The 26,561-nt window shown below is 27.8% G+C and carries 31 protein-coding genes; 30 read left to right on the top strand and 1 reads right to left on the bottom strand.

Annotated elements, in window-relative coordinates; translation table 11 throughout:
• Positions 1–5: 5 nt before the first annotated feature.
• The 26 genes from CJ192_RS02790 to CJ192_RS02665 all read left to right on the top strand — a co-directional run bounded on the left by CJ192_RS02790 (position 6) and on the right by CJ192_RS02665 (position 22,392).
• Positions 6–320, top strand: coding sequence for an Asp23/Gls24 family envelope stress response protein (locus CJ192_RS02790; RefSeq protein ID WP_004813168.1), 315 nt, complete (start codon positions 6–8; stop codon positions 318–320).
• On the top strand, positions 320–709 hold the full coding sequence (gene nusB / locus CJ192_RS02785) for a transcription antitermination factor NusB (protein WP_102197685.1): 390 nt from the start codon (positions 320–322) through the stop codon (positions 707–709). Before CJ192_RS02790 ends, nusB begins: the two co-directional genes overlap by 1 nt.
• Positions 710–1,891, top strand: coding sequence for an exodeoxyribonuclease VII large subunit (xseA, locus tag CJ192_RS02780; protein ID WP_102197684.1), 1,182 nt, complete (start codon positions 710–712; stop codon positions 1,889–1,891).
• The gene (xseB, locus tag CJ192_RS02775; RefSeq protein WP_102197683.1) at positions 1,881–2,066 is read left to right on the top strand and encodes an exodeoxyribonuclease VII small subunit; all 186 of its coding nucleotides are present in this window, start codon (positions 1,881–1,883) and stop codon (positions 2,064–2,066) included. The genes xseA and xseB overlap by 11 nt, the downstream gene beginning before the upstream one ends.
• Entirely contained in the window at positions 2,059–2,898 is an 840-nt protein-coding gene (locus tag CJ192_RS02770; RefSeq protein WP_102197682.1) for a polyprenyl synthetase family protein, read from the top strand. The genes xseB and CJ192_RS02770 overlap by 8 nt, the downstream gene beginning before the upstream one ends.
• Positions 2,895–3,347: an arginine repressor gene (locus tag CJ192_RS02765; protein WP_004813173.1), complete on the top strand. Its 453-nt coding sequence runs from the start codon at positions 2,895–2,897 to the stop codon at positions 3,345–3,347. The genes CJ192_RS02770 and CJ192_RS02765 overlap by 4 nt, the downstream gene beginning before the upstream one ends.
• Positions 3,348–5,039 carry a DNA repair protein RecN gene (gene recN / locus CJ192_RS02760; RefSeq protein ID WP_004816591.1) on the top strand — a complete coding sequence of 564 codons (1,692 nt, stop codon included), beginning with the start codon at positions 3,348–3,350 and terminating at the stop codon, positions 5,037–5,039.
• A 1-nt stretch (position 5,040) separates the two neighbouring features.
• Positions 5,041–5,580 carry an NUDIX hydrolase gene (locus CJ192_RS02755; RefSeq protein ID WP_004816420.1) on the top strand — a complete coding sequence of 180 codons (540 nt, stop codon included), beginning with the start codon at positions 5,041–5,043 and terminating at the stop codon, positions 5,578–5,580.
• Positions 5,570–6,283, top strand: coding sequence for a segregation and condensation protein A (locus CJ192_RS02750; protein ID WP_039913935.1), 714 nt, complete (start codon positions 5,570–5,572; stop codon positions 6,281–6,283). Before CJ192_RS02755 ends, CJ192_RS02750 begins: the two co-directional genes overlap by 11 nt.
• Complete coding sequence (gene scpB / locus CJ192_RS02745) at positions 6,276–6,815, top strand: SMC-Scp complex subunit ScpB (RefSeq protein ID WP_102197681.1); 540 nt, start codon at positions 6,276–6,278, stop codon at positions 6,813–6,815. Before CJ192_RS02750 ends, scpB begins: the two co-directional genes overlap by 8 nt.
• Complete coding sequence (locus CJ192_RS02740) at positions 6,802–7,497, top strand: pseudouridine synthase (RefSeq protein WP_102197680.1); 696 nt, start codon at positions 6,802–6,804, stop codon at positions 7,495–7,497. Before scpB ends, CJ192_RS02740 begins: the two co-directional genes overlap by 14 nt.
• 5 nt (positions 7,498–7,502) lie before the next feature.
• A complete protein-coding gene (locus CJ192_RS02735) occupies positions 7,503–8,726 on the top strand; it encodes a BaiN/RdsA family NAD(P)/FAD-dependent oxidoreductase (protein ID WP_102197679.1) in 1,224 nt (407 codons plus the stop codon).
• Positions 8,719–9,369, top strand: a complete 651-nt coding sequence (cmk, locus tag CJ192_RS02730) for a (d)CMP kinase (RefSeq protein ID WP_102197678.1) — start codon at positions 8,719–8,721, stop codon at positions 9,367–9,369. The genes CJ192_RS02735 and cmk overlap by 8 nt, the downstream gene beginning before the upstream one ends.
• Positions 9,359–9,949, top strand: a complete 591-nt coding sequence (locus CJ192_RS02725) for a lysophospholipid acyltransferase family protein (protein ID WP_102197677.1) — start codon at positions 9,359–9,361, stop codon at positions 9,947–9,949. Before cmk ends, CJ192_RS02725 begins: the two co-directional genes overlap by 11 nt.
• Before the next feature lies 1 nt (position 9,950).
• The gene (locus tag CJ192_RS02720) at positions 9,951–12,029 is read left to right on the top strand and encodes a bifunctional 4-hydroxy-3-methylbut-2-enyl diphosphate reductase/30S ribosomal protein S1 (protein ID WP_102197676.1); all 2,079 of its coding nucleotides are present in this window, start codon (positions 9,951–9,953) and stop codon (positions 12,027–12,029) included.
• A gap of 70 nt (positions 12,030–12,099) precedes the next feature.
• Positions 12,100–13,452 (top strand): tRNA (N6-isopentenyl adenosine(37)-C2)-methylthiotransferase MiaB, encoded by a 1,353-nt coding sequence (gene miaB / locus CJ192_RS02715; protein WP_102197675.1) that lies wholly within the window; start codon positions 12,100–12,102, stop codon positions 13,450–13,452.
• 20 nt (positions 13,453–13,472) lie between these two features.
• Positions 13,473–14,450: a V0D/AC39 family V-type ATPase subunit gene (locus CJ192_RS02710; protein WP_102197674.1), complete on the top strand. Its 978-nt coding sequence runs from the start codon at positions 13,473–13,475 to the stop codon at positions 14,448–14,450.
• 4 nt (positions 14,451–14,454) lie between these two features.
• Entirely contained in the window at positions 14,455–15,327 is an 873-nt protein-coding gene (locus tag CJ192_RS02705; protein ID WP_102197673.1) for a V-type ATP synthase subunit I domain-containing protein, read from the top strand.
• Positions 15,328–15,344: 17 nt separating this feature from the next.
• Positions 15,345–16,760: a V-type ATP synthase subunit I gene (locus CJ192_RS02700; RefSeq protein WP_102197672.1), complete on the top strand. Its 1,416-nt coding sequence runs from the start codon at positions 15,345–15,347 to the stop codon at positions 16,758–16,760.
• Between the two features lie 10 nt (positions 16,761–16,770).
• The gene (locus CJ192_RS02695) at positions 16,771–17,196 is read left to right on the top strand and encodes an ATP synthase subunit C (RefSeq protein ID WP_004816693.1); all 426 of its coding nucleotides are present in this window, start codon (positions 16,771–16,773) and stop codon (positions 17,194–17,196) included.
• 1 nt (position 17,197) lies between these two features.
• Complete coding sequence (locus tag CJ192_RS02690; RefSeq protein WP_004813208.1) at positions 17,198–17,434, top strand: V-type ATP synthase subunit F; 237 nt, start codon at positions 17,198–17,200, stop codon at positions 17,432–17,434.
• Between the two features lie 14 nt (positions 17,435–17,448).
• Positions 17,449–18,069, top strand: coding sequence for a hypothetical protein (locus CJ192_RS02685; protein ID WP_004816500.1), 621 nt, complete (start codon positions 17,449–17,451; stop codon positions 18,067–18,069).
• On the top strand, positions 18,053–19,804 hold the full coding sequence (locus CJ192_RS02680) for a V-type ATP synthase subunit A (RefSeq protein ID WP_102197671.1): 1,752 nt from the start codon (positions 18,053–18,055) through the stop codon (positions 19,802–19,804). Before CJ192_RS02685 ends, CJ192_RS02680 begins: the two co-directional genes overlap by 17 nt.
• Positions 19,801–21,174 carry a V-type ATP synthase subunit B gene (locus tag CJ192_RS02675; protein WP_102197670.1) on the top strand — a complete coding sequence of 458 codons (1,374 nt, stop codon included), beginning with the start codon at positions 19,801–19,803 and terminating at the stop codon, positions 21,172–21,174. Before CJ192_RS02680 ends, CJ192_RS02675 begins: the two co-directional genes overlap by 4 nt.
• The gene (locus tag CJ192_RS02670; RefSeq protein WP_004816436.1) at positions 21,167–21,796 is read left to right on the top strand and encodes a V-type ATP synthase subunit D; all 630 of its coding nucleotides are present in this window, start codon (positions 21,167–21,169) and stop codon (positions 21,794–21,796) included. Before CJ192_RS02675 ends, CJ192_RS02670 begins: the two co-directional genes overlap by 8 nt.
• A 59-nt stretch (positions 21,797–21,855) precedes the next feature.
• Positions 21,856–22,392: a TIGR01440 family protein gene (locus tag CJ192_RS02665; protein WP_102197669.1), complete on the top strand. Its 537-nt coding sequence runs from the start codon at positions 21,856–21,858 to the stop codon at positions 22,390–22,392.
• A 35-nt stretch (positions 22,393–22,427) separates the two neighbouring features.
• On the opposite strand, the gene rodA is transcribed toward CJ192_RS02665, so the two are convergent.
• The gene (rodA, locus tag CJ192_RS02660) at positions 22,428–23,579 is read right to left on the bottom strand and encodes a rod shape-determining protein RodA (protein WP_004816750.1); all 1,152 of its coding nucleotides are present in this window, start codon (positions 23,577–23,579) and stop codon (positions 22,428–22,430) included.
• A 78-nt stretch (positions 23,580–23,657) separates the two neighbouring features.
• On the opposite strand from rodA, the gene nth reads away from it, so the two are divergent.
• From nth to trxB, 4 genes are read left to right on the top strand one after another with little or no spacing between them, the layout of a single operon-like run.
• Complete coding sequence (nth, locus tag CJ192_RS02655) at positions 23,658–24,323, top strand: endonuclease III (RefSeq protein ID WP_102197668.1); 666 nt, start codon at positions 23,658–23,660, stop codon at positions 24,321–24,323.
• Positions 24,320–25,153 (top strand): HAD family hydrolase, encoded by an 834-nt coding sequence (locus CJ192_RS02650; RefSeq protein WP_102197667.1) that lies wholly within the window; start codon positions 24,320–24,322, stop codon positions 25,151–25,153. Before nth ends, CJ192_RS02650 begins: the two co-directional genes overlap by 4 nt.
• The gene (locus CJ192_RS02645) at positions 25,146–25,604 is read left to right on the top strand and encodes a tRNA (cytidine(34)-2'-O)-methyltransferase (protein WP_102197666.1); all 459 of its coding nucleotides are present in this window, start codon (positions 25,146–25,148) and stop codon (positions 25,602–25,604) included. The genes CJ192_RS02650 and CJ192_RS02645 overlap by 8 nt, the downstream gene beginning before the upstream one ends.
• A 13-nt stretch (positions 25,605–25,617) precedes the next feature.
• Positions 25,618–26,544 carry a thioredoxin-disulfide reductase gene (trxB, locus tag CJ192_RS02640; RefSeq protein ID WP_102197665.1) on the top strand — a complete coding sequence of 309 codons (927 nt, stop codon included), beginning with the start codon at positions 25,618–25,620 and terminating at the stop codon, positions 26,542–26,544.
• Positions 26,545–26,561 lie beyond the last annotated feature (17 nt).

Raw genomic sequence — 26,561 nt, 5'->3', positions numbered from 1 at the left:
AAATAATGACAAGAGCATTTAAATATGGAAGTGTAAAGATTGCAAATGAAACTATTGAAGCTATTGCTAAAAAAGCTTGTGAGGAAATTAATGGTGTAGTTGAATCCAATACAAAATCCAACAAAGAAGCAAAAAAAGATACAAAAATTTCTGTAGTAAATGGTTTTGTAATTATAGACCTAAATCTTGTTCTTAGTGCAGATGTAAATGTTAGAAAAACAATAAAAAATGTTCAAGAAAATGTAAAAAGACAAGTTGAAACTATGACTGGCTTATCTGTAAAGAGAGTTAATGTCGAAGTGAATAGTTTAGTAATATAATGAATAGAGCAAAACAAAGAGACTGGGTCTTTAAAATAATATTTGAAAATCAAATTAAAAATATTGATGATATAGATCAAGCTATTATAAATCATGACTTAGACTTAAAAAGAGATTCTTTTTTATTTCAGTCATTAAAATCATATATTGAAAATTTTAAAAATATAGAAGATATACTTATTAATCAAATAGGTTTATCTTCTTTAAAAAGACTTGCTAAGGTTGATAGGGCAATTTTATTTTTAAGTGTAAATGAAATGAAATACTTAGATATCCCTGTAAGTGTATCTATAAATGAAGCTGTGAATATTTCAAAAAAATATTCAACAAGCGATGGGTATAAATTTATTAATAGTTTTTTAGGGAAAATTGCAGAAAAGAGTAATTAATTGAAATCTTTGAGTGTTAAACAATTTAACCAATATATAAAGACTTCTATAAAACTTGATCCCTTATTTCAAAATGTAAGTATAAAAGGTGAAATAGCTAATTATAAGATATCTCATAATCATATTTATTTTTCATTAAAAGAAGATGAAGAAGTCATAGATTGTGCAATTTACTATTATGAAGATAAGGATTTAGGAGTTTATAATAATGGAGACGAAGTTATTGTAGAGGGTAATTTAATTTATAATAGCTTTTTCTCCAAAATTTCTATTGCTGTAAATAATATTGAAAGCAAAGGATTATCTGAAGACTATATAAAATTTTTAAAACTTAAAGAAGATTTTTATAAAAAAGGTTATTTTGACCAAGAAAGAAAAAAATCAATAATTTCCTATCCAAAAAACATAGGACTTATAACATCAGATAAATCAGCAGCTATTGTTGATTTTATTTCGGTTATTAATAAGGAAATATCGGATATAAATATTTATCTTTACCCTGTAAAAGTTCAAGGCCTTAGTGCCAAAAGTGAGATTATTAATGCCATTGATATTTTGGATGAAAAAAAATTAGATGCAATAGTAATAACTCGTGGTGGTGGCAGCAAGGAAGACCTTAAAGTTTTTAATGAAAAAGACCTTGTAGAAAAAATTTACAAGGCTAAATCTCCAATTATATCAGCCATAGGACACAAAATAGACCTATCCTTAACTGATTTAGTAAGTGATGTGTCCTTGCAGACACCAACTGAAGCAGGATCCTATTTAGTGAGAAATTATAAAAAAATTAGAGATAAGATAAATGACTTATTTATAAATATTAAAAAGACCTTAAATAGGAATATAGACTTAAAAGAATTAAAATTAGGAAATCTAGGGGATAAATTAGAATTATATAAAATTGAGAATTTATTAGAAAAAAAATCAAATGATTTAAATCTATTGTTTGATAAATTTAATAAAACTATAGAAAATGATATAAGACAAAAAGAAAATAAAATTTCACTTTTAAAATATAGGCTTAATTCTATAAATTCAATTTTAGAAATCAAAAAGAAAAGTATTTATATTAAGGACTTAGAGGATAAGTTAATTTATTCTAAAAATAGCTTAAAAATCAAGGATAAGGTTAAAATAGTATTTAGTGATGGAGAAGTGAAAGCTGAGATATATGATGGATAATTCATTTGAAGAAAATTATAAAAAAATGGAATCCTTGTTAGAAGACTTAGAAAAAAACAAGGATAATCTCGATAAAAGCCTTGAAATTTACAAAGAGGCAAAGGAAATTTATAATACACTCAACGATAAAATTAATGACTACAAAGCAAAGGTAGAAGTAATAAATAATGACTAATATGAACAAAAAAGAATTTGATAGGATATTAAATACTGACAAAAAAATTATAGATCAAGCTATGAAGGAAAAATTTATGGGTGATAATCCCTTAAATGAGGCTTTGATTTATGCAAGTGATTCAGGCAAAAGAATTAGACCAATTGTATTTTTAGAAACATGTAGGATGCTTTTAGGAGATAAGTTAGATAAAAATATTATTGATTGTGCCTTATCACTTGAAATGGTTCATGCTTACTCCTTAGTACATGATGATATGCCTTGCATGGATAATGATGATTATAGAAGAGGAAAATTTACAGTTCATAAAAAATTTGGAGAAGACCAAGCTATTCTAGTTGGCGATAGTCTTTTGTCATTTGCATTTGAAAATATTTTAAATTTGAGTATAGAGGACCAACGTTTTCTTAAACCAGCAAGGTATTTGGCAAGGGCATGTGGAAAAGATGGAATGATTAAGGGTCAAATTTTTGACATAAAAGCAAATAAAAATGAAAATCTTTCTTACATTTTGGATGTTTATAAAAATAAAACTTCCAGATTATTTATGGCAGCTCTAATGATGGCAGGTTTATATTGTCAGATAGACGATGAAAAATTAGAAAAACTTGAAAACTACGCTTATTATTTGGGGATGGCCTTTCAATTACAAGATGATATTTTAGACAAATATGATGAAATAGAGTTAAATATCTTATCTTGTCTTTCAATGGATGAAGCTAAAAAATTATTATTAGATTTTAATGAAAAGGCAAAAGAAAATATCAAAGATTTTGATAATAATGATTTTCATATTTATTTAATTGACTATTTAACAGAGAGGATCAAATGAAAAAATATACTAGACAAAGACTTATTTTAGATATAATTCAAAATAATGAAGTGAAAACACAAAGTCAACTTTCAAGATTATTAAGAGATCAAGGAGTTGATGCTACTCAAGCTACAATTTCTAGAGATATAAAAGAACTTAGAATTTCCAAAGTTCAAACTGATGATTATGAATACAAATATACTGTTATAGATACAGTTTATGATTCCTTGAATGAAAGAATGGAAAAAATCTTTAAAGAATCAGTCCTATCCGTAGAAAGGTCTTATCAACTTGTTGTTATAAAAACTATTTCTTATACAGCAACAGTGTGTGGGCTTTTTATAACAAATGCAAAGCTTGAAAATATTGGTGGAATAGTAACAGGACTTGATACCATATTTATTACACCGAAAAATCTTGATGACATTGACGATTTAATAGAAACTTTAAGAAGTATGGTGAAGTAAGTGTTAGCTGAGTTATTTATAAATAACTTTGTAATTATCAAGAGAGATCATTTATTTTTTGATAAGGGATTTAATGTTTTTACTGGAGAAACTGGTTCAGGGAAAAGTTTAATCTTAGATGCTATAAATATAGTTTTAGGGAAAAGAGCTAATAAGGATGTAATTGGTAAATTTGATGATAAAACTATAATAGAGGCTGTCTTTATATTAGACGATCAAACATTAAAAAAATTAGAAAATAAAGATATTATTTTTGATGATAATAAACTTATAATTACTAGGACAATTTCACAACAATCTTCCTCAATTAGGTTAAATAACAGGGCTGTAAATCTTTCTATGGTAAAGGAAATAGCAACATTACTAATTGACATTTATAAGCAAGGCGATTCTAATATTTTTATGGATAAGGATAATTACTTAAATATTATAGATTCTTACCAAAAAAATGATCAGTCTATTTTTCTAAAAGAAGAAATTAAAAGTCTATATAATAAAAAAAATCAACTGCTTAAAAAATTTGATGAATTTAACCTATCTCAAGAAGAAGTCTTAAGGGAGAAAGAGCTTATAAATTATCAACTTGATGATATAGAACAAATTGATTTAGAAAATATAGATGAAGAGGCAATCTATCAAGAATATAAAAAATTAAATTCTGTAACAGAACTAAGAGAAAGTATAGAAAAAAGTGAAGAGCTAATTTCATCTTTTGATTATGATCAAGCTACAATTAGTTCTCTTTTGGCAGGTCTTTCTTCAAACCTATCAGAATTTTCATCTATCGATAAGGAAATAGAAGATGTAAATGAGAAGATAAATACAGTTATAGACCTAGTAAATGAGATTTATTCAGATTTGGATGGATTCAAAGATAGCTTAGATCAAAATCCAGAAAGATTGTATGAACTTGAGATGATAAATCAAAAAATATTTGATTTAAAGAGAAAATATGGCAATGAAATAGAAGATATTTTAAAATATCATCAAAAAATTTCTTTGAGATTGAAAGAACTAGAGAAAATAAGTGATTTTAAGAAAAATATCAATAAGAATATAGAAAAAATAGACTCAAAATTAGAAGAATATTCCAAAAAATTATCATCAATCAGAAAAGAAAAATCAATAAATCTAGAAAAAGAAATAAAAAAAGAAATCCAATCTTTAAACATAAAAAATGGTGATTTTAAAGTTGTATTTATGGAAAAAACTAATATAGATTCTAATGGAATTGATAATATTGATTTTTTAATAAAAACCAACAAGGGTGAGGATTTAAAATCACTATCTTCAACAGCTTCTGGTGGTGAAATTTCTAGGATTGTACTTTCTTTTAAAAAAATATTTGCAGATTATGATAAAATAGATACTATGATTTTTGATGAAATCGATCAGGGTATAAGTGGAAGGACTGCACAAATTGTTGGTGAAAAGATACTAGATCTTTCTAAAAAAAGACAAATTATTGCAATTAGCCATTTACCACAAATTGCTTCTTTATCAACAAATCATATTTTAATTGAAAAGTATGACCAAGATGATTTGACAATATCAAATTCAAAGAATATAAAAGATATAGAAAGAACAAAAGAGATTGCAAGACTACTAGCAGGAGTTGACATAACCGAAAAAACTATAGAATCTGCTAAAGAAATGCTAGATATGGCAGAGAATTTAAGAAGAGGAAACTAATATGGATAATTATGAAAAAACAATAAAAGTTGACAATATTTATGAGGGTAAGATTCTTTCCCTAAGGGTGGAAACTGTAGAGATGCCCGATAAAAAATATTCAAAAAGAGAAATAGTTGACCATATGAAAGGGGTAGGAATAATTGCTTTTGATGGAGAAGATTCCATTTATTTGGTTCGCCAATATAGAAAAGCAGTTGATGAATTCACCTTAGAAATTCCAGCAGGTCTGGTTGAAGCAAACGAAAAACCAATCGAAACTGCCAAAAGAGAATTGCAAGAAGAAATTGGTTTTAAACCAGTAGATATTGAATATCTGTTTGATATGCATGCATCTCCTGGATTTACTAATGATAAATTGTCTTTCTTTTTAGCAAAAAATTTAGAAGAGTCCAAACTTGAAGAAGACGAAGATGAATTTTTAGAAAGTAAATCTTATAAAGTAGATGATGTTTATAATATGGTTATAAATGGTGAAATCACTGATGCAAAAACCATAATTGCAGTTTTATATGCAAAAAGATTGATTGATGAAAAATAATAGTTTAAATATTGATCTAGAGGTTTATACAGGTCCTTTTGATGTCTTGTTAAAACTTATAGAAAAACAAAAAGTAGATATTTATGATATTAAAATAGAAGATATAACAAGCCCTTATATGGAGGCTATCAAAGAAATGGATATACCTCTTGGACAATTAAGTGAGTTTATTTATATATCTTCTATTTTGTTGTATATAAAATCAAGTAAGCTAATGCCAAAAGAAAAAGATGACACAATAGAGGAAGATTTTATTTCATATTTAATTGAATATAAAAAGATAAAAAGTGTTGAGGATGATTTAAAATTTTTGGAAGAAGAATCGAAAAAATTTTATACTAAATATCAAGAAGACTTATCCCAATATAAAAACGAAGATGAAATAATAAGTAAAGATGTAAATATATTAAAAAATGAATTTACAAAATTAATTAAGGCCTACAAAAATGAAAAAATTGAAAAACCAGACCTTATTAAGACAATAAAAAGACTAGATGTAAATGATTATATTAAAAAAATAAGAAATACATTAAAATTTTCGACATCAATTAGGTTAAATTCAATTATTGATGAAATAAAATCTAAGGCTTCTTGCATCGGAACTTTTTTGGCTCTTCTTGAGCTAGTTAGGCTTAAGGAAATTTATTTGGAAGAAGAAAATATAAATGAATTTTTGATAATAAAAAGGGAAAAAGATGAATAGATATTATTTAAAGGGAATAATTGAAGAAATTTTATATATATGGGGAGATCCAATAGATATTGATGATTTATCAAAAATAATTTTTGATGCAGATAAATCTGAAATAAGAAATGCTCTTGATGAAATTATGGTAGAAAGAAATGAAAAATCAAGCGGACTTCTTATAAAAAAATATGAAAATAAGTATCAGTTTTCTACAAGAGCTGAACATGAAAAATATATAGCAAATATTGTAAAAAAATCCGATAAAAAATTATCAAATTCGTCTTTAGAAACTCTTTCAATCATTGCCTACAAACAACCAATAACAAGGGCAGAAATTGACAAAATTAGAGGTGTTAAATCTCAATCAACAATAGATAATCTACTTGAAAAAAAGTTGATAAAGGAAAATGGTAGGCTTGATAAAATTGGAAAACCAATTATTTATGCCACAACTGATTTATTTTTAAAATATTTTAATATTTCGACTCTTGATGATTTGCCAAAAATTGATCAAGAAGTGTTGGGAGAGTTTGATGAGAATCAATAAATATATAGCAAAGGCAGGGCTTGCTTCAAGAAGAAAAAGTGAAGAGTATATAAAAAAAGGCTTAGTTTTTGTAAATGGAAAAAAACTAGAAGACTTATCCTACCAAGTTAAGGAAGATGACCAGGTTGAAGTTATGGGCAAGCTTTTAGAAATTAAAGAAAAGTTCTATTATAAATTAAACAAACCTATAGGCTTTATTTCATCAAATTATGATCCTCATAACAAAAAAGACTTAAATAGTTTAATAAAAATTGACCAGAGATTTTTTTGTGCTGGGAGGCTTGATAAGGACTCCCATGGTTTAATGTTAATTACAAATGATGGAAAAATAACAAATAAATTAATTCATCCAAGTAAAAAAATAGAAAAGACCTATATAGTTAAAGTTGATAAATTGCTTACTAAAGACGATGAAGCTCTTTTTAGAAAGGGTATAAAATTATCAGAAAATGAAAAAACATCTGATGCAAAGATAAGTTTACTAGATAAGAAAGAAAGAACCTATCAAGTTGTAATTCATCAAGGATATAATAGGCAAGTAAGAAGGATGTTTTTACACTTTGGATCAAATGTAATAGATTTAAAAAGAATAAAGATTGGTCAAATTGAGCTAGGAAATTTATCTAATGGGAAATATAAAAAGCTTGATAAAAAAGAGCTAGAGTATTTAGGAAGTTTATAAGAAATATGGATATAGGAATAATAGGAGCAGGAGCTGCAGGAGTTTTCACTGCAATAAATGCTAAAAATAAAAATAATAAGGTAATCATAATTGAAAAAAATAAGCAAATAGGAAAAAAATTATTTATAACAGGAAAGGGCAGGTGTAATATTACAAATGCCAAATTTTTTGATGAATTTCTTGATAATATTGTTGTAAACAAAAAATTTATGTACTCATCTTTTACTAACTTTGATAACTATGCACTTATGGACTATTTAGAAAATAAAGGTTTAAAACTTGTAGTTCAAAGAGGAGATAGGGTATTTCCAAAAAGTGAGAAATCAAGTGATGTAATAAAATTTTTTGAAAATTTAATTACAAAAAATCATATAGACTTAAAATTAAATGAAAAGGTAGAAAAAATATTAAAAGATGAAAAAGGAAAATTTCTAGTAAAAACAAATAAAGATACTTATAGTTTTGATAAGCTAGTTATTGCAACTGGAGGTCTTTCCTATCCCTTAACAGGATCTACTGGCGATGGATATAAATTTGCCAAAGAATTTTCTCATAATCTTATTGAAACAAAGTCTGCCTTGTGTCCAATAAGATTCAAAGATAAGGACCTAGATTTATTAAATGGAATTTCTTTAAGAAATGTTTCATTAAATGTTGAAACAAAAGATAGGAATTTTAGTGAATTTGGCGAAATGCTTATAGGTAAAGATTTTATAACAGGGCCAATAGTTCTTACCATGTCTTCATTAATAAATAAAAGCCAAGTTAAAGGTTTATATATAGACTTAAAACCAGCACTAGATTTTGAAAAGCTAGATAATAGGATAGTGAGAGATTTTGAAAATGATTCAAACAAGGATATAGTAAATGTGTTAAAAAATCTTTTACTAAATGCCTTTGTAGAAGTAATCTTAGAAAGGGTAAAAATAGATTTTCATAAAAAGGTAAATCAAATAACAAAAGAAGAAAGATATAAATTAATAGATGTAATAAAACATTTTAAATTAGAGTTTAATGGATTAAGTCATGTAAAAAATGCAGTAGTAACTTCTGGGGGAGTTGATTGTAAGGAATTAAATCCTAAAAATATGGAATCAAAAAAAGTTCAAGGCCTATATTTTGTAGGTGAAGTAACAGACGTTGACGCTCTAACAGGCGGATATAACCTACAAATTGCCTTTTCGCAAGCCTATGCCTGCGCTGAAGATTTAAGGAGTTTTAATGAATAATTTTATAATAGCTTTGGACGGTCCAAGTGGATCAGGAAAAAGTACAATTGCAAATTTGTTAGCAAAAAAATTGAAAATTTCATATTTAAATACCGGCTCTATGTATAGGGCACTGACCCTTTATTTATTGGAAAATAATATAAAAAAATCTGATGATTTTGACAAAAATATTCTCGAAAATATAAATATAGATATAAATAAAGACAAGGTATTTTTAAATGGAAAAGATGTAAGTAAAGAAATAAGAGATAAGGAAGTTACTGAAAATGTATCTTGGGTTTCATCAATGCCAGAAGTTAGGGAATATTTGGTGGAAATGCAAAGAAATATTTCAAATAATAAATCGATAATTTTGGATGGACGAGATATTGGTACTGTTGTTTTTCCAAATGCTAAATATAAATTTTATCTTACTGCATCATCCTACGTTAGGGCTAAAAGACGTTTTGACCAAAATGAAATAGATAAAAGTTTCGAAGAAATTAAAGAAGATATAGAAAAAAGAGATTATTTAGATTCTCATAGGGAAATTTCTCCTTTAAAAAAAGCTGATGATGCAATAGAAATAGACTCTTCAGATTTAACAATTGCTCAAACAATTGATAAGATAATAGAAAACATGGATAAAGAAGATGTTTTATAGGTTTATTTATTTTTTGATTAGGCTTATAGTAACGCCTATCTATAGAATAAAAGTACATGGTATTGAAAATATACCAAAAGATCAAAAGTATATTATATGTGCAAATCATAAGTCTTTACTTGACCCTGTTTTTGTAGCCTTAGCTGTAAACAGACAGGTTCACTTTATTGCTAAAAAAGAATTATTTGAAATACCAATTTTAAAAAGTATTTTAAAAAAATTAAAAGCCCTACCTGCCCAAAGAGATGGAAAAGATTTAAGTGTGTTAAGAGATTCTATAAAGTTAATAAAAGAAGGAAAAATTTTGGGAATATTTCCTGAAGGAACTAGAGTAAAGGAAATAAAAAGAGAAAATATAAAAGATGGGGCAGGATATATTGCACTTAAATCAAAAACAGATATATTAACAATAGAAATTATCTCTTCTTATAAACCATTTTGTAAAACAGACTTATATATAAAAAATCCTGTAAAGGTTGAAAATTTTAAAGAATATAAATCAAAAGATGCAATGGAAAAATTAATGGATGAAACTTATGAGAAGATGTATGAAAATCATAAATTTCTAAGAAAGGTTTAAGATGAAAGTAATTGTAGCTAAAAATTCTGGATTTTGTAACGGAGTTAGAAGAAGTGTTGACCTTGCAAATAAAGCAAGTGAAAAAAATATAAAAACTTATACACTCGGTCCTTTAGTCCATAATCCCACTCAAGTTCAAATGCTTGAAGATAAGGGCGTTGGAGTTATTGATGAAAATGAAGTTATAAAATTAAATGATTCCCAAATTGTAATAAGAAGCCATGGAGTTAGGGAAGAATTAAAAGATAATATAAGAAAAAATCAAAATGATGTAATAGATGCAACCTGTCCAGTTTTGTTAAATATTTATAAAAAAATAAAAGAAAAAGAAAATCAAGGATATAAGGTAGTAATTATTGGAGATAAAAATCATCCTGAAATAAAAGCTATGGCATCTTACATAAATGATGGTATAATAATAAAAGATGAGACTGAAGCAAAAAATATTACAAATATGTCAAAACTTTATGTTGTTAGTCAAACAACAAACAGAATTGATTTTTTTGAGAATATTGCTCATGAGTTAGAGAAGACGAATGATGATGTAGTAATAGAAAATACAATCTGCAATGCGACTAGATTAAGGCAAGAAGCATGTAAGAGTCTTTCAAAAGAAGTTGATTGTATGGTTGTTGTTGGTGGTTTTAATAGTTCGAATACAAACAAGCTTTATCAAATAGCACAAAAGTATTGTAAAAATGTTCAAAGAATAGAAACTGTTAAAGATCTACCTTTGCAAAAGCTCTCAAATTTTAATATAATAGGGGTAATCGCTGGTGCATCCACACCAGATAAGGTTATCGAGGAGGTAGTTAATAGGATGGATGATTTAACAAATGAAGAATTAATGAACAGCATTGAAGATAGTATGAAAAAAATATATCCAAGAGATGTTGTAAATGGAACAATTATTGATGTGAAAGATGATGAGGTTTTTGTAGATATTCAATATCGTGCAGACGGAATCGTAAAACTTGACGAAATGACTGAAGAAGAAAAAGAAAACCCAAAAGATTATTTCGAAGTTGGCCAAGAAATCGAAGTTTATGTAATTAAACTTGATGATGGCGAAGGTAACGTAGCTTTATCTACTAGAAGAGTAGAAGGAATGAAAAATTGGAAAAACCTAAGAGAAGCTTTTGAAAATGATCAAACAGTAGAAGGTGATATTACTGGATCAAACAAGGGTGGATTAACAGCAAGAGTTATGGGAATCAACGGTTTTGTTCCAGCAAGCCAAATTGCACCATATTTTGTTAAAAACTTCAAAAAATTTGTAGGAGAACATTGGGATCTTAAAATCATTTCAATTGATGAAAGAAAAAATCGTCTAGTTTTATCAAGAAAAGATATAGTCGAAGAAAAACTTGATGAACAATGGGATGAATTAGAAGAAGGCCAAGTAATTACAGGTAAAGTTGCAAGGCTAACTGACTTTGGTGCTTTCGTAGAAATAGGAAGTCTTGATGGATTACTTCATGTTTCAGATATAGCTTGGACAAGAGTAGAACATCCAAAGGATGTTTTAAATATCGGAGATGATATTGAAGTTAAAATATTAAAACTTAACAAAGAAAAGAACAGAATTTCTTTAGGAAGAAAACAACTTTTAGAAAAACCATTTGCAGAATTTACTAACAATCATGAAGTTGGTGATGTTATAAATGGAAAAGTTGTTAACTTATTAGACTTTGGTGCTTTCGTAGAAGTAAGTGAAGGCGTTGAAGGTTTAATCCACGTTTCTGAAATTTCATGGGAACATGTAGAAAAACCATCAGATGAACTAACAGTTGGTGACGAAGTAGAAGTTAAAATCTTAAGCATCGACCCAGAAGAAGAAAAAATTGGTCTTTCTATCAAAGCTTTAAAAGAAGCTCCAGAAAGAACAGAAAGAAAACCAAGAAAAAATAATAACGAAGAAAACAAAAACAGATCTAATGCAAAAGCTAAAAGAAGAGCTGAAAAGAAAGAATCAAATAACGAATTTGGTGATAATGATTTAAATAACAACATTGGATTTGCTATAGAAGAAGTACTATCAGGTATTGAAATAGAAGACGAAGATTCTACTGAAGAATAATATTTGATAAATTACAATTATACAAAAAGAGATGGGTAAAATCATCTCTTTTTTGGTTTTAAGGAGATATATGCAATTAAAAATTAATGAAAAGTATAAGGATTATTTTAAAGGCAAAAAATATAATATAACAACTTTTGGTTGCCAGATGAATGAACATGATTCTGAAAGAATATCTTATATTTTAGAAGATTTAGGTTATACACTGACAGACGATAGAAATGAAGCTGATTTTATTTTATTTAATACTTGCTTGGTAAGAGAAAATGCAGAATTAAAATTATATGGGCAAGTTAGCAGTTTAAAAAAATTAAAAGAAGAAAATCCCGAAAAAATAATTGCTGTGTCAGGCTGCATGATGCAAACAAGTGTTGCAAGGGAAGTTATTGAGAAAAAACATAAAGAAGTTGATATTATTTTTGGTACAAAAAATATTAATTCCCTACCAGATTTATTATTTAAGTATCTAGAAACAGGAGAAAGGGTTATAGATGTATCTGAAGATAATGTTAAAGATGATTATGTAAATTACAATAGTAAAAATAATTTCCAAGCATATGTAAATATAATGACTGGATGCGACAATTTCTGCTCTTACTGTATAGTGCCTCAATCAAGAGGAAGAGAAGAAAGCAGAAGACCATCTCATATTATAGAAGAGATAGAAAATTTGGTTAAAAATGGTTACAAAGAAATAACCCTACTTGGGCAAAATGTAAATTCTTACGGAAATAAGTCTGATTTTAATGTAACTTTTCCAGAACTTTTAGAAAGATGCGCTCAAATAGAAGGTCTTGAAAGACTAAGATTTACAACAAGCCATCCTAAAGACTTATCTGATGATTTGATTAGGGTAATTAAAGAAAATGATAATATTTGTAATTATTTCCACCTACCTATGCAGTCAGGTTCTGATAAGGTTCTTAAAGATATGAATAGAAAATACAACAAAGAGCAATATCTAGAAAAGGCTAAAAAATTAAGGGAAGAAATTCCAAATATAGCAATTTCTACTGATATTATTGTGGGCTATCCTACAGAAACGGAAGAAGATTTCCAAGAGACTTTGGATGTTTGTAGAAAAGTTGGTTTTGATACAGCATTCACATTTAAATATTCACCAAGACCAAAAACAAAAGCAGCAAAACTTGAGACGATTGATGAAAAAATAGTTCAAGATAGGTTTGATAGATTACTAGATACCTTATATCCAGTATTTAATGAAAAAAATAAAGAATATGTTGGAAAAGTTGTTGAGGTTTTATTAGAATCTGAAAGTAAAAATAACAAGAATGTTCTTACTGGAAGAACAGATACCTTTAAGCTAGTTCATGTTGAAGCTGATAAGAAATTAATAGGACAGATTGTAAAAGTAAAAATAACTGATAACACATCATTTACCATTTCTGGTCATTTAGTTTAAATAAAAAGAAAGAAGGCACTATGAAGGCTTATGTAGTTAAAGCAAAAGCTAAACTTGGTAAATTGCCTAAAAAAGAAACTTGTAGAGATTTATTATATGAAGATAGTTTGGAAAGAAAGCTCGATATAATTAGAAATAATAATAGTGAAATACCTAATTTATCTTCTAAAAAAGATTTAGAAATCTTTCTTTCAAATAAACTATACGATGACTTGTATTCTTTTTTGAAATTCTTAAAAGGTGAAGAAAAGGAATTTTTCATAAAATATATTTCAAAATTTGAATTACAACTTATGCAATTAATAGTTCAAGCTATTATTAACAATCATTTAGATGACAGTTTAGATATTATAAAAAGAGAAAAATTTTCACATGATATAAATGTCTCAAAAGATGATGATTTTGAAAGTTTTGTAAGAAAGTCTAATTCAAGTAAGTATTATAGGACTCTTTATCCATTTTTAAATGAAAACATAGAAAAGAAATCTATTATATTTTTAATTTCAAATTCTTTAAATAAATTATATTATAGACAATTACTTGAAGAGACAAAGAAGTTACCAAAGAATATTGGCTTTGAATTAAAAGATTTTGTAGGTAAGCAAATAGATATTTTTAATATAGAAATGTTATATAGGTTAAAGAAAAACTTCTCTCTAAATAACTATGAAATATTTAATTATTTAATTGAGGGGGGTAAATATTTAAGAACAAAAGACTTGAAAAAATTATCAAGTTTAGATTTTAATAAATTTAAAGATGAGATTTTAAAAACAAATTATAAAGACTTATTTCTTTCTACCTATAACTTTTACAAGGCTAAAGAAGATTTGTTAAGTGAAAATTCAAAGAAATTATCAAGTTCTAAATATGACTTGTTAAATTTAATATATATAGTAGATATGATGACAATTTCAAATAAAAATATTGTAAGTATATTAGAATTTGATGAAACATTTGATAAGGATGAAAAGAAACATTATATAATAAAGAGGTGATAATATGGCTGTCGAAAAAATGCACTTGGTTAATATTATGGCAAGGCTAGATAATCTTGATGATTTTTTAGAAGATTTAATAGATATTGATGAATTTGACCAAGTTGATGCTTTTAGACAAATACAAAACAGAGAATTTTCAATTAGAGCCAGTGAAGAAAATATTGAAAAAACTGAGGACTTTAATGATCTTGAAAGTTTTGATAAAGTAGATCCTTCATTTATAAATAAACTTGAAGATATAAAAGATTTTCTAAATTTAGATGATTCTAAGGGCGGCAGAAGAATTAATGATGAAAAACTTAAAAATTTGCTAGAAATATTTGAAGAGAATATTGAAAAGAAAAAAGCCTTAGAAGAAAGAAATGACAAACTTGAAGAGTATTTAAACAATTTGCAAGCTCTTGAAAACGAAGAAATTGATATAAACAAAATAACAAGTTTAAATTATTTCAATTATAGGCTAGGGGAAGTTAGTAAAGATGGAAGATTTATCTTAAAAAATAACTATGAATCTATTCCATCACTAATTATTCATTTACAAAAAAATGATCCTGATATAGAAAAAAATAAAGAGGCCTTAAAAAGTATTTATAGCATAGATGATGAAACATCTAAGCTAAGAAAAGATACAGATAATATCATTAAAAATGAAAAAGATAATGTAAATAAAGTAAGCTTAGAATTGTCAAAAGATTACGATAAAAAAACAAAAGAAGATGCTAATAAATTCTATGATGATATATTAAAAGAGGCAGATTATAAGAATAAAGAAATTGAAAGCTTCTATGAAAAGCAAAAAGTAGAAAGTGAAAAAGTATTTAAGGCTAAGAAAGAAAACTTAGTTAAGGAATTTTTCAAAAAAATTATTGAATAATAAAGAAAGGAGGTTTTATGAATTTATTAGAAAAATTTGGCTTTAAAGATAGGTCAAGAAATAATCGTGACCAATCTATAGAAAGTGGGAATGAAGATTATCTATTAGTTTATCCAAAGAGTGTAGAAGATGAAGTAAATAGGACTATATCTTCGCTTGGCTTTATTGACAAGGATATACCAGATGGCAAAAGTATTGAGGAAATAAGAAAAGAATATGAAGATAATAAGGCTAAACTTAAAGAAATAGACAATAAACTTAAAAAAATAAAAGATGATAATATCGATGATCTTAAAAATTTACCTAAAACCATAGATTTTTATAAAAAATCATCAAAGCTTAAGGATAAAATGTTAAAGGGTCGAAAATATTTTTATTTATCAGGTTGGGTCCCAGAGTCTAAAATACAATTAGTTAAAGATACAGTCGACAAGTATGAAGATAGCTTAGTCGACCAAAAAAAAAATAGCCAAACAATAGCTAATCCACCTACAAAGTTAAAAAATAATAAAATAACTAGGCCTTTTGAATTCTTGGTAAATATGTATGGAGCACCAAATTATAACGAAATAGATCCAACAGGATTTTTTGCTATAACTTATATGCTCTTATACGGAATGATGTTTGGAGATTTGGGCCAAGGATTAGTATTTGTTTTAGCTAGTTTTTTGATAGAAAAGAAAAGTAAAATTTTCGGTCAATTAATTAGAAGAATTGGTTTTTCAGCATCGTTTTTTGGCTTGATGTATGGTTCTGTTTTTGGTATAGAAGATTTGATTCCAACAATTTTAATTAAGCCTTTTGATAATATAATTAAAGTTTTGATAGCATCTGTTGCTTTTGGTGTAATATTGATGGTAATAGCCTATATTTTAGGAATTTACAATAAACTTCACAAGCAAAAAGATTTTGAAGAAGGTGTTTTTGGTAAAGAAGGATTTGCAGGATTATTGATGATGATTTCATTTATCTTAATAATGTTAAATATAGTCAAAGTTAATCCTATGCCAATGATAGTTTCAATTATATTATTGATTTTATCAATAGTAATGATGGTATTTAAACAACCTATTTCAAGAAAATTATTAGATATTTATCCAATATATGACCAATCAAGTTCTGATTATTATATAGAGAGTTCCTTTTCAATTATAGAGGCTCTACTATCTGTATTTTCAAATCTTGTATCTTTTACAAGAGTTGGAGCATTTGCCATAAACCACGTAGGATTATATATGGCATTTGAAGTAATGAGCAAACTTGTAGGTGGCGGATTTATTGGGATAATAATTTTGATCTTAGGAAATATTTTAATTATAGGTCTTGAAGGTATGATTGTATTTATTCAAGGTTTAAGACTGGAATTTTACGAAATGTTTAGTAAATATTACAAGGGTGATGGACAAAAATTTAGTCCAATTAGTAAATTATAAGGAGAAAAAAATGATTTTAGTTTCAATATTAGCATTAGCTTGTGTAGTAATGACAATTTATTCAGGTTTGTACCTATTAAAAAATAACGAAGATGGCTCAAAAGATAAAATAAGAAAAGCATTAAAGATTAATTTATCAACATTTGTTCCAATAATGGTTATGATATTAGTTTTAGTTTTACCAAATGGTGTAAAAGCTGCAGCAGCAGGATCTGCTAGTGATGCCGGAAATGGTTTAAAATATATTGGTGCAGCACTTTCAACAGGACTTGCAACAATAGGAACAGGATATGCAGTTGGTCAAGTAGGATCAGCAGCTTTAGGTGCAATTTCAGAAGATGCGTCAATTCTTGGTAGAACAATAATTTTCGTAGGTCTTGCTGAAGGTATTGCAATCTTTGGTGTAATTATTTCAATAATGATTTTATTCGCTTAAAATGAAAGCAAAAATTATAACAAATGATATGTCTTTACTTCTAGGCTTTAGGCTTGGAGGAATTGAAGGTGTCATTGTAGAAAAAGAAAATGAAATATCTGAAAATTTTCAAAAACTTGCCAAAGAAAAAGATTTGGCCTTAATTATTTTTTCTAAATTTTGTTATGAAAAAATAAAAAAAGAAGTTGAAGATTATAGGGTAGATAATGCTACTCCTTTAGTAGTAGTTTTAGATTAGTAAAGGAGACTTAAATGCTAGATTTAAGTGCAAAAATTTCTAGTTTTAGAAAAATGGTCTGGTCAAATGAAAAAAGAAAAAGTGAAAAGGAATTATATGAATCTACAGATTCATCTTCTAAAACTTTAAATGAAATGAAAGATCGTTTAGATAAAAACTATAGGAAATATATAGAAAAGAGAAAAGAATTTGCTAATTCTAGAAAGAATGAAAAAATTGCAAATATATCTCAACATAAAAAAACTTCATATAATAAATTTAAGGAATCTTTGTTAAATCAATTAATTGATGAAATCAAAGATGAATTAATTGAATATAGCAAAAGTGAACAATATAAAGAAAAACTAAAAATTGAAGCAAGTAAAGTTTTTAAAAAACTATCAGAGGATAATCAAGATTTAATTTTATGTGTAAAAAGATCTGATCAAGATCTATTTGACTTTGACACTGATATTATAGATGATACTAAAATTGGAGGCTTTGTAATAAAAAGCAAGGACTTAACTTATCAATATGATTATTCTTTAGAAAAAAAATTAGAAAACTATAAATACGAAATCGGAAGTAAATTTTATAAAATAATTTCTGATGAATATGAAAAAGAAATGGAGGATGAAAATGACTCCAACAATTAAATCTATAAATGGACCTGTAATTCAAGCGAGAAATGCATCATCTTTAAAAATTAGAGAGATGGTTACAGTTGGCGATTTAAAACTAATTGGTGAAGTTGTCTCTATTGACGGAGATCTTGCTACAATCCAAGTTTATGAAGATACATCAGGTTTAAAGGTAAATGATGAAATAATAAAAACAAACAGGGCCTTATCAGTTAGACTTGGACCAGGAATGATTGGGAATATGTTTGATGGTATCCAAAGACCTCTTGATAAGATAAAGGCCAAGCACGGATCTTTTATTCCATCTGGACTTGGACTTTCAAACTTAGATGAAGAAAGAAACTGGGATGTTAAAATCAAAGTTAAAAATGGAGATAAAATTAATGTAGGTCAAATTTATGCCACAATAGATGAAACATCAGTTATTGAACATAGACTAATGTCAACTGTTGATGGAGAAGTAATAGAAGTTAAAGATGATGGTAAGTATAAATTGGAAGACACAATTGTAAAAGTTAAAACAAATCATGGTGTAGAAAATTTAAAACTTTACCAATATTGGCCAGTAAGAGTTCAAAGACCTATAAAAAGATCTAAACAATTAAGTGAACTTTTGTTAACAGGTCAAAGAGTTTTGGATATCTTCTTTCCAATAGCAAAGGGTGGAACTGTTGCTATTCCAGGTGGTTTTGGAACAGGAAAGACAATGCTTCAACACCAATTAGCTCAATATTCAAATGCAGATATAATTATTTATATAGGCTGTGGAGAACGTGGAAACGAAATGACCCAAGTTCTAGAAGATTTTCCAGATTTAATTGATCCAAATACTGGAAGAGGTCTTATGGAAAGGACTATACTAATAGCTAATACTTCTAATATGCCAGTAGCAGCAAGAGAAGCTAGTATTTATACAGGAATAACTATGGCAGAATATTTTAGAGATATGGGCTATGATGTAGCCTTAATGGCAGATTCTACTTCAAGATGGGCAGAAGCCTTGAGAGAAATATCTGCAAGACTCGAAGAAATTCCAGCTGAAGAAGGATATCCAGCTTATCTTGGTTCAAGACTTTCACAATTTTACGAAAGAGCTGGGGATTTTGATAACTTAAATGGAAGTCATGGGTCTGTAACATTAATTGGAGCAGTATCTCCAACAGGAGGAGATTTTTCAGAACCTGTAACTGAAAATACAAGAAGAAGTGTAAATGTATTTTTGGGTCTTGATAAAAACCTTGCTTATTCTAGACATTATCCTGCTATAAACTGGTTAACATCTTATTCAAATTATTTAAATCAAATGGCAGGCTATTATGAAGACTTAACAGGTGAAGATATTGTTTTGTTAAGAAATAGCATGATGGAAATTTTGACAGAAGAAGAAAAACTACAATCTATTGTAATGTTAGTTGGTAAAGATTCTTTATCAAATAAACAAAAAAATCTTTTAGATGTAGCAAGTATGTTAAAAATTGCATTTTTGCAACAAAATGCCTTTAACGATATAGATAAGTATGTTCCACTTGACAAACAAATTCAGATGCTTAAGGTTATAAAAAATTACTATAAACTTTCAAACGCATATATTGATAAGGGAATTTCCTATAATAAAATTTATAATAAAGGCTTAATAGCAAAAATTAATTCCATGAAATATGATATTAAAAATGATGAACTTGAAAAATTTGTTGAATTAAATAATAATATTCGCTCATATTTTCAAACTTTAGAAGAAGGTGAAGAATGAGAAAGCAATATACAAGGATTAAAAAAATAGAAGCATCAATTATTGAACTTGAAAAAGTTGAAGATATTGCCTATAACGCTGTTGTAAAAATAAACACTTTGGGTCAAAATTTTATTGGTCAAGTTGTAAAGATTGATGATGAGACTGTAACTGTAGAAGTTTTTGGAAACACCCAAGATTTTTCTTTAAATGATATAGTTGTAGAATTTGAAGAAAAACCATTGGAAATTCCTTTAAATGAATCTATTTTAGGAAGAACTTTTAACGGTATAGCAAGACCAATAGATGATGGTGGAGAAATTTATTCTGATAAATTTTATTCAGTTGAAGGAAATCCACTAAATCCTGTTGCAAGAGAGTATCCAAGAAACTTTATCCAAACAGGTATTTCATCTATAGATATTCTAACAACTCTTATTCGTGGTCAAAAATTACCAATTTTTTCTGGATCTGGTATGCCACACAATGAAATTGCAGCTCAAATTGTTAGACAGGCAAAATTAAAAACCAACGAAGATTTTTGCTTTGTTTTTGCAGCAATGGGAATTAAAAAAGATGAAGCTATGTTTTTTGAAGATGCTTTTACAAAGGCCGGTGTTAAAGATAAGGTTGTAATGTATGAAAATTTGGCTGATGATCCAATTATGGAAAGATTAATAACACCTAAATGTGCTCTTACAGCTGCCGAATATTTGGCCTTTGAAAAAAATAAACATGTTCTGGTAATAATTACTGATATAACTTCTTACGCAGAAGCTCTTCGTGAAGTTTCTTCAATTAGACAAGAAGTACCTTCTCGTAAGGGATATCCTGGATATTTATATTCAGATCTTGCAAGTTTATATGAAAGAGCAGGTATGATTGAAGGAGTTAATGGATCAGTTACTTTAATTCCTATTTTAACCATGCCAAACGATGATATAACTCATCCAATTCCGGATTTAACTGGATATATTACCGAAGGACAAATTGTAATTGATAGGATGCTTGACCAAAAAGGAATTTATCCACCAATTAATGTTTTGCCATCTTTATCAAGACTTATGAAGGACGGAATTGGTGAAGGATATACAAGAAAAGATCATGAAGATCTTATGAACCAACTTTATGAATCTTATTCAAAAGTTCAAGAAATTAGAAATATTTCACAAATTGTTGGTGAAGATGATTTATCAGATGTTGATAAAGCATACTTAAAATTTGGTAAAGAATTTGAAAGTAGATTCTTAAGTCAAGATCCTTATGAGAATAGAAGTCTTGAACAATCTTTAGATTTAGGATGGGATATTTTGAAAATTTTACCAATCGAAGAAATTCATAGGGTTAGTCCAGAAAATAAAGAAAAATTCTTGGGGGATAAAAATGACTGAGACAAAATTTGCTCCAACAAAGGCAAATTTAATGAAGGCCAAGAGTCAACTTGATTTGATTAACGAGGGTTATGATATTCTTGATAAAAAAAGAAAAGCCTTGATTGGTCAGTATAATGCAAAAATAAACCAAAGAAATGAATTAAATAAGATTGTAAATTCTTATATTAAAGATGTTAAGAAAAATATTAAAAAGGCTATAGTAACTACTGGGGAAGATAGGCTAAAATCAATAGCCTTATCTGTTCCGATAGATAATTCCATATCTTTAAAAGAGAAAAAATTTATGCAAACAAAAATTTTTGAAATTAGTTTTGATGAAAAGAAATTAGACTTGTCATATTCATTAAATTTAACAAATTCTTTGTTTGATGAAGCTCTTATTTCTTTGAATGATTTGAAAGAAAAGGTATATAAATTAGCAGAACTTGATACAACTATTAAAAATTTGGATACTGAAATCAAAAAAACTTCAAAGAAGGTAAATTCTCTAGAGAAAGTACAAATTCCAAATTATAAGTCTATAATAAAGTCCATTTCAGGTCAAATAGAAGAAAGAGAAAGAGAAGAATTTTCTAAAACAAAAATGGTTAAGGATAAAAAAATTCAAAAAGGTAAATGATATATCATTTATCTTTTTTTATTGGGTATATTTATAAAAAAGACATATAAGGAGGATTTATGGATAAGATAAAAAATGATATAGAGGCAGCTTGTCTTGAAATTCTTGATAAAAGCCATGCAAAAGAAGGAGATGTTTTTGTTCTTGGCGGTTCTTCTTCTGAAGTTGTAGGTTATAATATTGGGTCTCATTCTAGCGAAGAAGTAGGAGAAATAATTGTAACAACACTTCTTAAAATTTTAAATGAGAAAAAAATTTATCTTGCAGTTGGAGGATGCGAACATATAAATAGGGCTATTGTAGTTGAAAAAAACCTTGCCATAAGAGATAGGTATGAAATTGTATCAGTTGTACCAAAAATTCATGCTGGGGGATCTTTTGCTACAGCAGCTTATAAAAACTTTAAAGATCCTGTTGTTATAGAACATATAAGTGGAGATTTTGGTATGGACATTGGTGATGCAAATATAGGCATGCATATAAAATTTGTTCAAGTTCCTCTTAGGTTAAGTGTAAAAAATATTGGTTCAGCTCATTTGACAGCCCTCAAGTCAAGGCCTAAATTAATTGGTGGGATAAGGGCAAGATATGAATAATTTTTAAATTTAAAATAGCTTTGCAATTTGCAAAGCTATTTTTTTATGTTACTATTAAATTTAATTGTCTCATACTCACTTGTATCTTCAATATCATATGATGATTTTTGCATTGAAGCCGAAAGGGCAAGTCCAATATTTATAAAACAAATTAGTAAAAATGTTCCTCCAGATGAGAAAAATGGAAGAGGTATTCCTGTTACTGGCATTAAACCGATTGTCATTGCAACATTTTCGAATATGTGTATAAAAAACATTGCACAAATACCTGAAACCATAAATGATATAAAAGAATTTTTTGAATTCTTGCTTATAATTAAAAGTCTATAAATAATTATAACAAAAGCTACTAGCATAAGTACAGCTCCAATAAAGCCTAGCTCTTCTGCAAGAACTGAAAAAATATAGTCAGTTTCCTTCTCAGGAATATATCCATATTGGGCTTGGGTACCCTTCATATATCCCCTTCCGGTAAACATACCTGATCCAATTGCAATTAGCCCTTGTTGTTGTTGCCAACCACTTCCTGATGTATCTCTTGATGGATCTAAGAAATCATGGATTCTGTCAGCCCTATAACCTTCTAGATTTAAAAGTAAAATCAATCCAAATACTCCAGCAAGAAGGAGAAGGGAGATTATCCATTTCCAAGAAAGACCAGCTAAAAATAACATAACTGCTATAAAAAATATATATACCATGGCTGTTCCAAAATCTGGCTGCAACAAGATGAATAAAATTGGAAGGCCTGCAAAAACTATAGTAAATAATAATCTTTTAGGATCATTAATATCATCTTTATATTTTTCTAGATAAGCAGAAAGGGCAAAAATTATACCAACTTTTGTGATTTCGGATGGTTGTATTTGGATAGGTCCTAAAATTAACCAGGAATTAGAACCCCATTGTTGCTCACCTTGTCCTAAAAATATGGTCAAAATCAAAAGGGCTAGCGAAATTCCATAAATCGGATAAGCTGCTTTTTTTATGACATCCATATCCATAGTACAAATTAAGATTATAAAAATAAATCCTAATATAGAAGCAAATATTTGACTTCGAATTTTTAAAATATTTCCAGAAAATGCTGAATAAAGGACAATTAGTCCATAAATACTTAAAAAGGCAACGCTTAAAAATAAGGGCCAGTCAAATTTTTCAAATTCTTTTTTCTTTAAATTAAACATTTCATCACTCCAATTCAAAATTAATTATATAATAGAAATAAGTATTCTTCAATTAATATTTTTCCATAAAGGGGTATAATGATATCCGGTAAAGAGGTGATAGTTATTTTAAATAAGAAGCAAATTAATGAAGTAATAGAAAGACTCGATAATTTATATCCAAACTTAGAAAAAAGTTTTCTTGACTTTACGACACCATTTGAGCTATTGGTTGCTACAATTTTATCTGCCCAATGTACTGATGTAAGGGTAAATAAGGTTACAAACCATATGTTCAAATATGCTAATAAGCCAGAAGATTTTTCAAAAATGGATATAAAAGAAATAGAAGATTATATTAAAACTTGCGGATTATATAAAAATAAGGCAAAAAATATAAAAAATGCATCAATAATGCTAATTAGAGAATTTGATGGAGAAGTTCCTTCTAACATGAAAGATCTCATTAAACTTCCAGGAGTTGGAAGAAAAACAGCAAATGTTGTAATGAGTAATGCATTTGGAATTGATGCAATAGCTGTGGACACTCATGTTCAAAGAGTTTCAAATAGGATAGGCCTTGCCCACAGTAAGGATGTTTTAAATACAGAAAAAGATCTTAGAAAAAATTTACCTAAAGAAAAATGGTCCAAGCTTCACCATCAAATAATTGCACATGGAAGAAAAATATGTAAGGCAAGAAATCCCCTTTGTGAAGAATGTGACCTAAGAGATTTATGTGAAGATTATATGGAGAGAAAATGATAAAATTATTTGCTATGGATTTGGATGGAACAAGTCTAGATAGTAATTCAATATTACAAAAAAAAACAATAAAAGCTTTAAAAAAACTTGATGAGAACGGAATAAAATTCGTATTTACATCAGGAAGAGCTACTCCATCAGTAAGATATTTGATGGATTTGACAGGAATTGATAATCCTATGGTTACTAATAATGGTGCCTTGGCTTTTATAAACAAAGAAAATTTAATATATGAAAACCATCTAAAACATGAAGAAGTTAAAGAACTAATTAATTTTAGCGAAAGCAACAAGTTTTTTTATCAATTTTATGATAAAGATACTTACTATTCAAATAGGATATGGCCAGAAAGATTTGATCATTTAGAAAATAATTCTTCATATGGAATGAACTTTCAAGTAAATTTTTCATTTTCAACTAAGCCTTTAAAAGAATTGGAATTAAGAAAAGATTCTGCTTTTAAATTTCAAATATTTCCAGATGTAAATAAACCTGAAGAAGAAAGAAAAATTTTAGAAAAAGTGGCTGACATGGGACTTTATCCAACAACATCAGCCTTTGGAATGATAGAAATCATGCAAAATAATGTTAATAAATATAGGGGCCTAAGTGAGATTGGAAATCTTTTGGGTATAAATAAAGAAGAAATGGCAGCAATAGGTGACCAAGATAATGATATTCCTATGCTATCTAATGTTGGCTTATCTTTTGCTATGGGAAATGCAATTGATGAAGTTAAAAAAATATCCGATTATATAGTATCAACAAACGATGATTTTGGTCTTGTAGAAGCCATAAATATAGTTTTGGAGAAAAATTCTAATGTTTAATATAGTATTGATTTCGCCAGAACATCCAGGAAATGTAGGAAATATTTCAAGAACCTGTGTTTTGACAGAATCAAGATTACACCTTATAAGACCCTTCAAATTTGATTTTTCTAATAAAAGTTTAAAAAAGGCAGGGATAGATTATTGGGATAAACTTGATTTAGTAGTACACGATTCCTTAGATGAATTTTTTACCTATGTGAAAGATAAAAATATTTATTTAATTGAAACAGGCAGTGATAAAAATTATGCCGATATTTCTTATAAAGATGGAGATTATTTCATATTTGGTAGAGAAAAAGAAGGAATTGAAAAAGAGATTTTAGATAAATATAAGGAAAAAATTTATACAATTCCAATGACAAATAAATTAAATAGGTCCCTTAATTTGGCAAATTCTGTTGCCATAGTACTTTATGAGGGACTTAGACAAAATAATTTTAAAATATAAAAGAGGTGGTTATATGCTAGATGTAATAATTATTGGAGCAGGTCCTGCTGGACTTACTGCAGGTTTATATGCAGGTAGAGCTAAATTAAAAACATTGATTTTAGAAAAAGATATTTCAGGTGGACAAATTGCTACAACAGAACATGTAGAAAATTATCCAGGATCAATGAAAGGCGCTGGTGGACTTGCCTTATCTGAAAGAATGGAAGAGCAAGCAAAACAATTTTGTGATATTAAATATAAAGAAGTTACAAAAGTCGATTTAACTGGTGACATAAAAAAAGTTTACACAAAAGATGAGGTTTATGAAGCAAAAGTTGTAATCTTATCAACTGGTGCAAGTCACAGGAAATTAAATGTAAAGGGTGAAAAAGAATTTGCAAACCTTGGAGTATCATACTGCTCAACATGCGATGGTCCATTTTACCAAGGACTTGACATTTATGTAGTAGGTGGTGGTGAAGCTGCTCTTGAAGAAGCCTTATATTTAACAAAATTTGGAAAAAGTGTAAATATAATTCACAGAAGAGAGGGCCTTAGAGCAAGTCAAACAGTGATTGATAGGTGTAAGGAAAACGAAAAAATTAATTTTTTACTTAACTATACAGTAAATGAAATCAAGGGAGATACTGAAGTTAAGGAATTAATTTTAAAAAATACCCAAAATGGAGAATTAAAATCAATAAAAAATGATGATAATAGTCCAATTGGGGTATTTATATATATAGGCAATATCCCACAAACCGATTTGTTTAAAGATCAAGTAAAACTTGAAAATGGTTATATACCAACTGATGAAGATATGAAAACAAATGTTAAGGGAGTATTTGCAGTTGGAGATACCAGAGTCAAAAAAATTAGGCAAATGGTAACAGCAACAAGTGATGGATGTATTGCAAGTGAGATGGCAAACAAGTACATCGAAAACGGCGAGTGGTAGACAACTTGACAAAAAAA

It is taken from the genome of Anaerococcus hydrogenalis (assembly GCF_002871895.1).
Taxonomy (GTDB): domain Bacteria; phylum Bacillota; class Clostridia; order Tissierellales; family Peptoniphilaceae; genus Anaerococcus; species Anaerococcus hydrogenalis.
The sequence above is the reverse complement of the archived record's forward strand: the minus strand, read 5'-3'. Positions and strand labels throughout refer to the sequence as shown.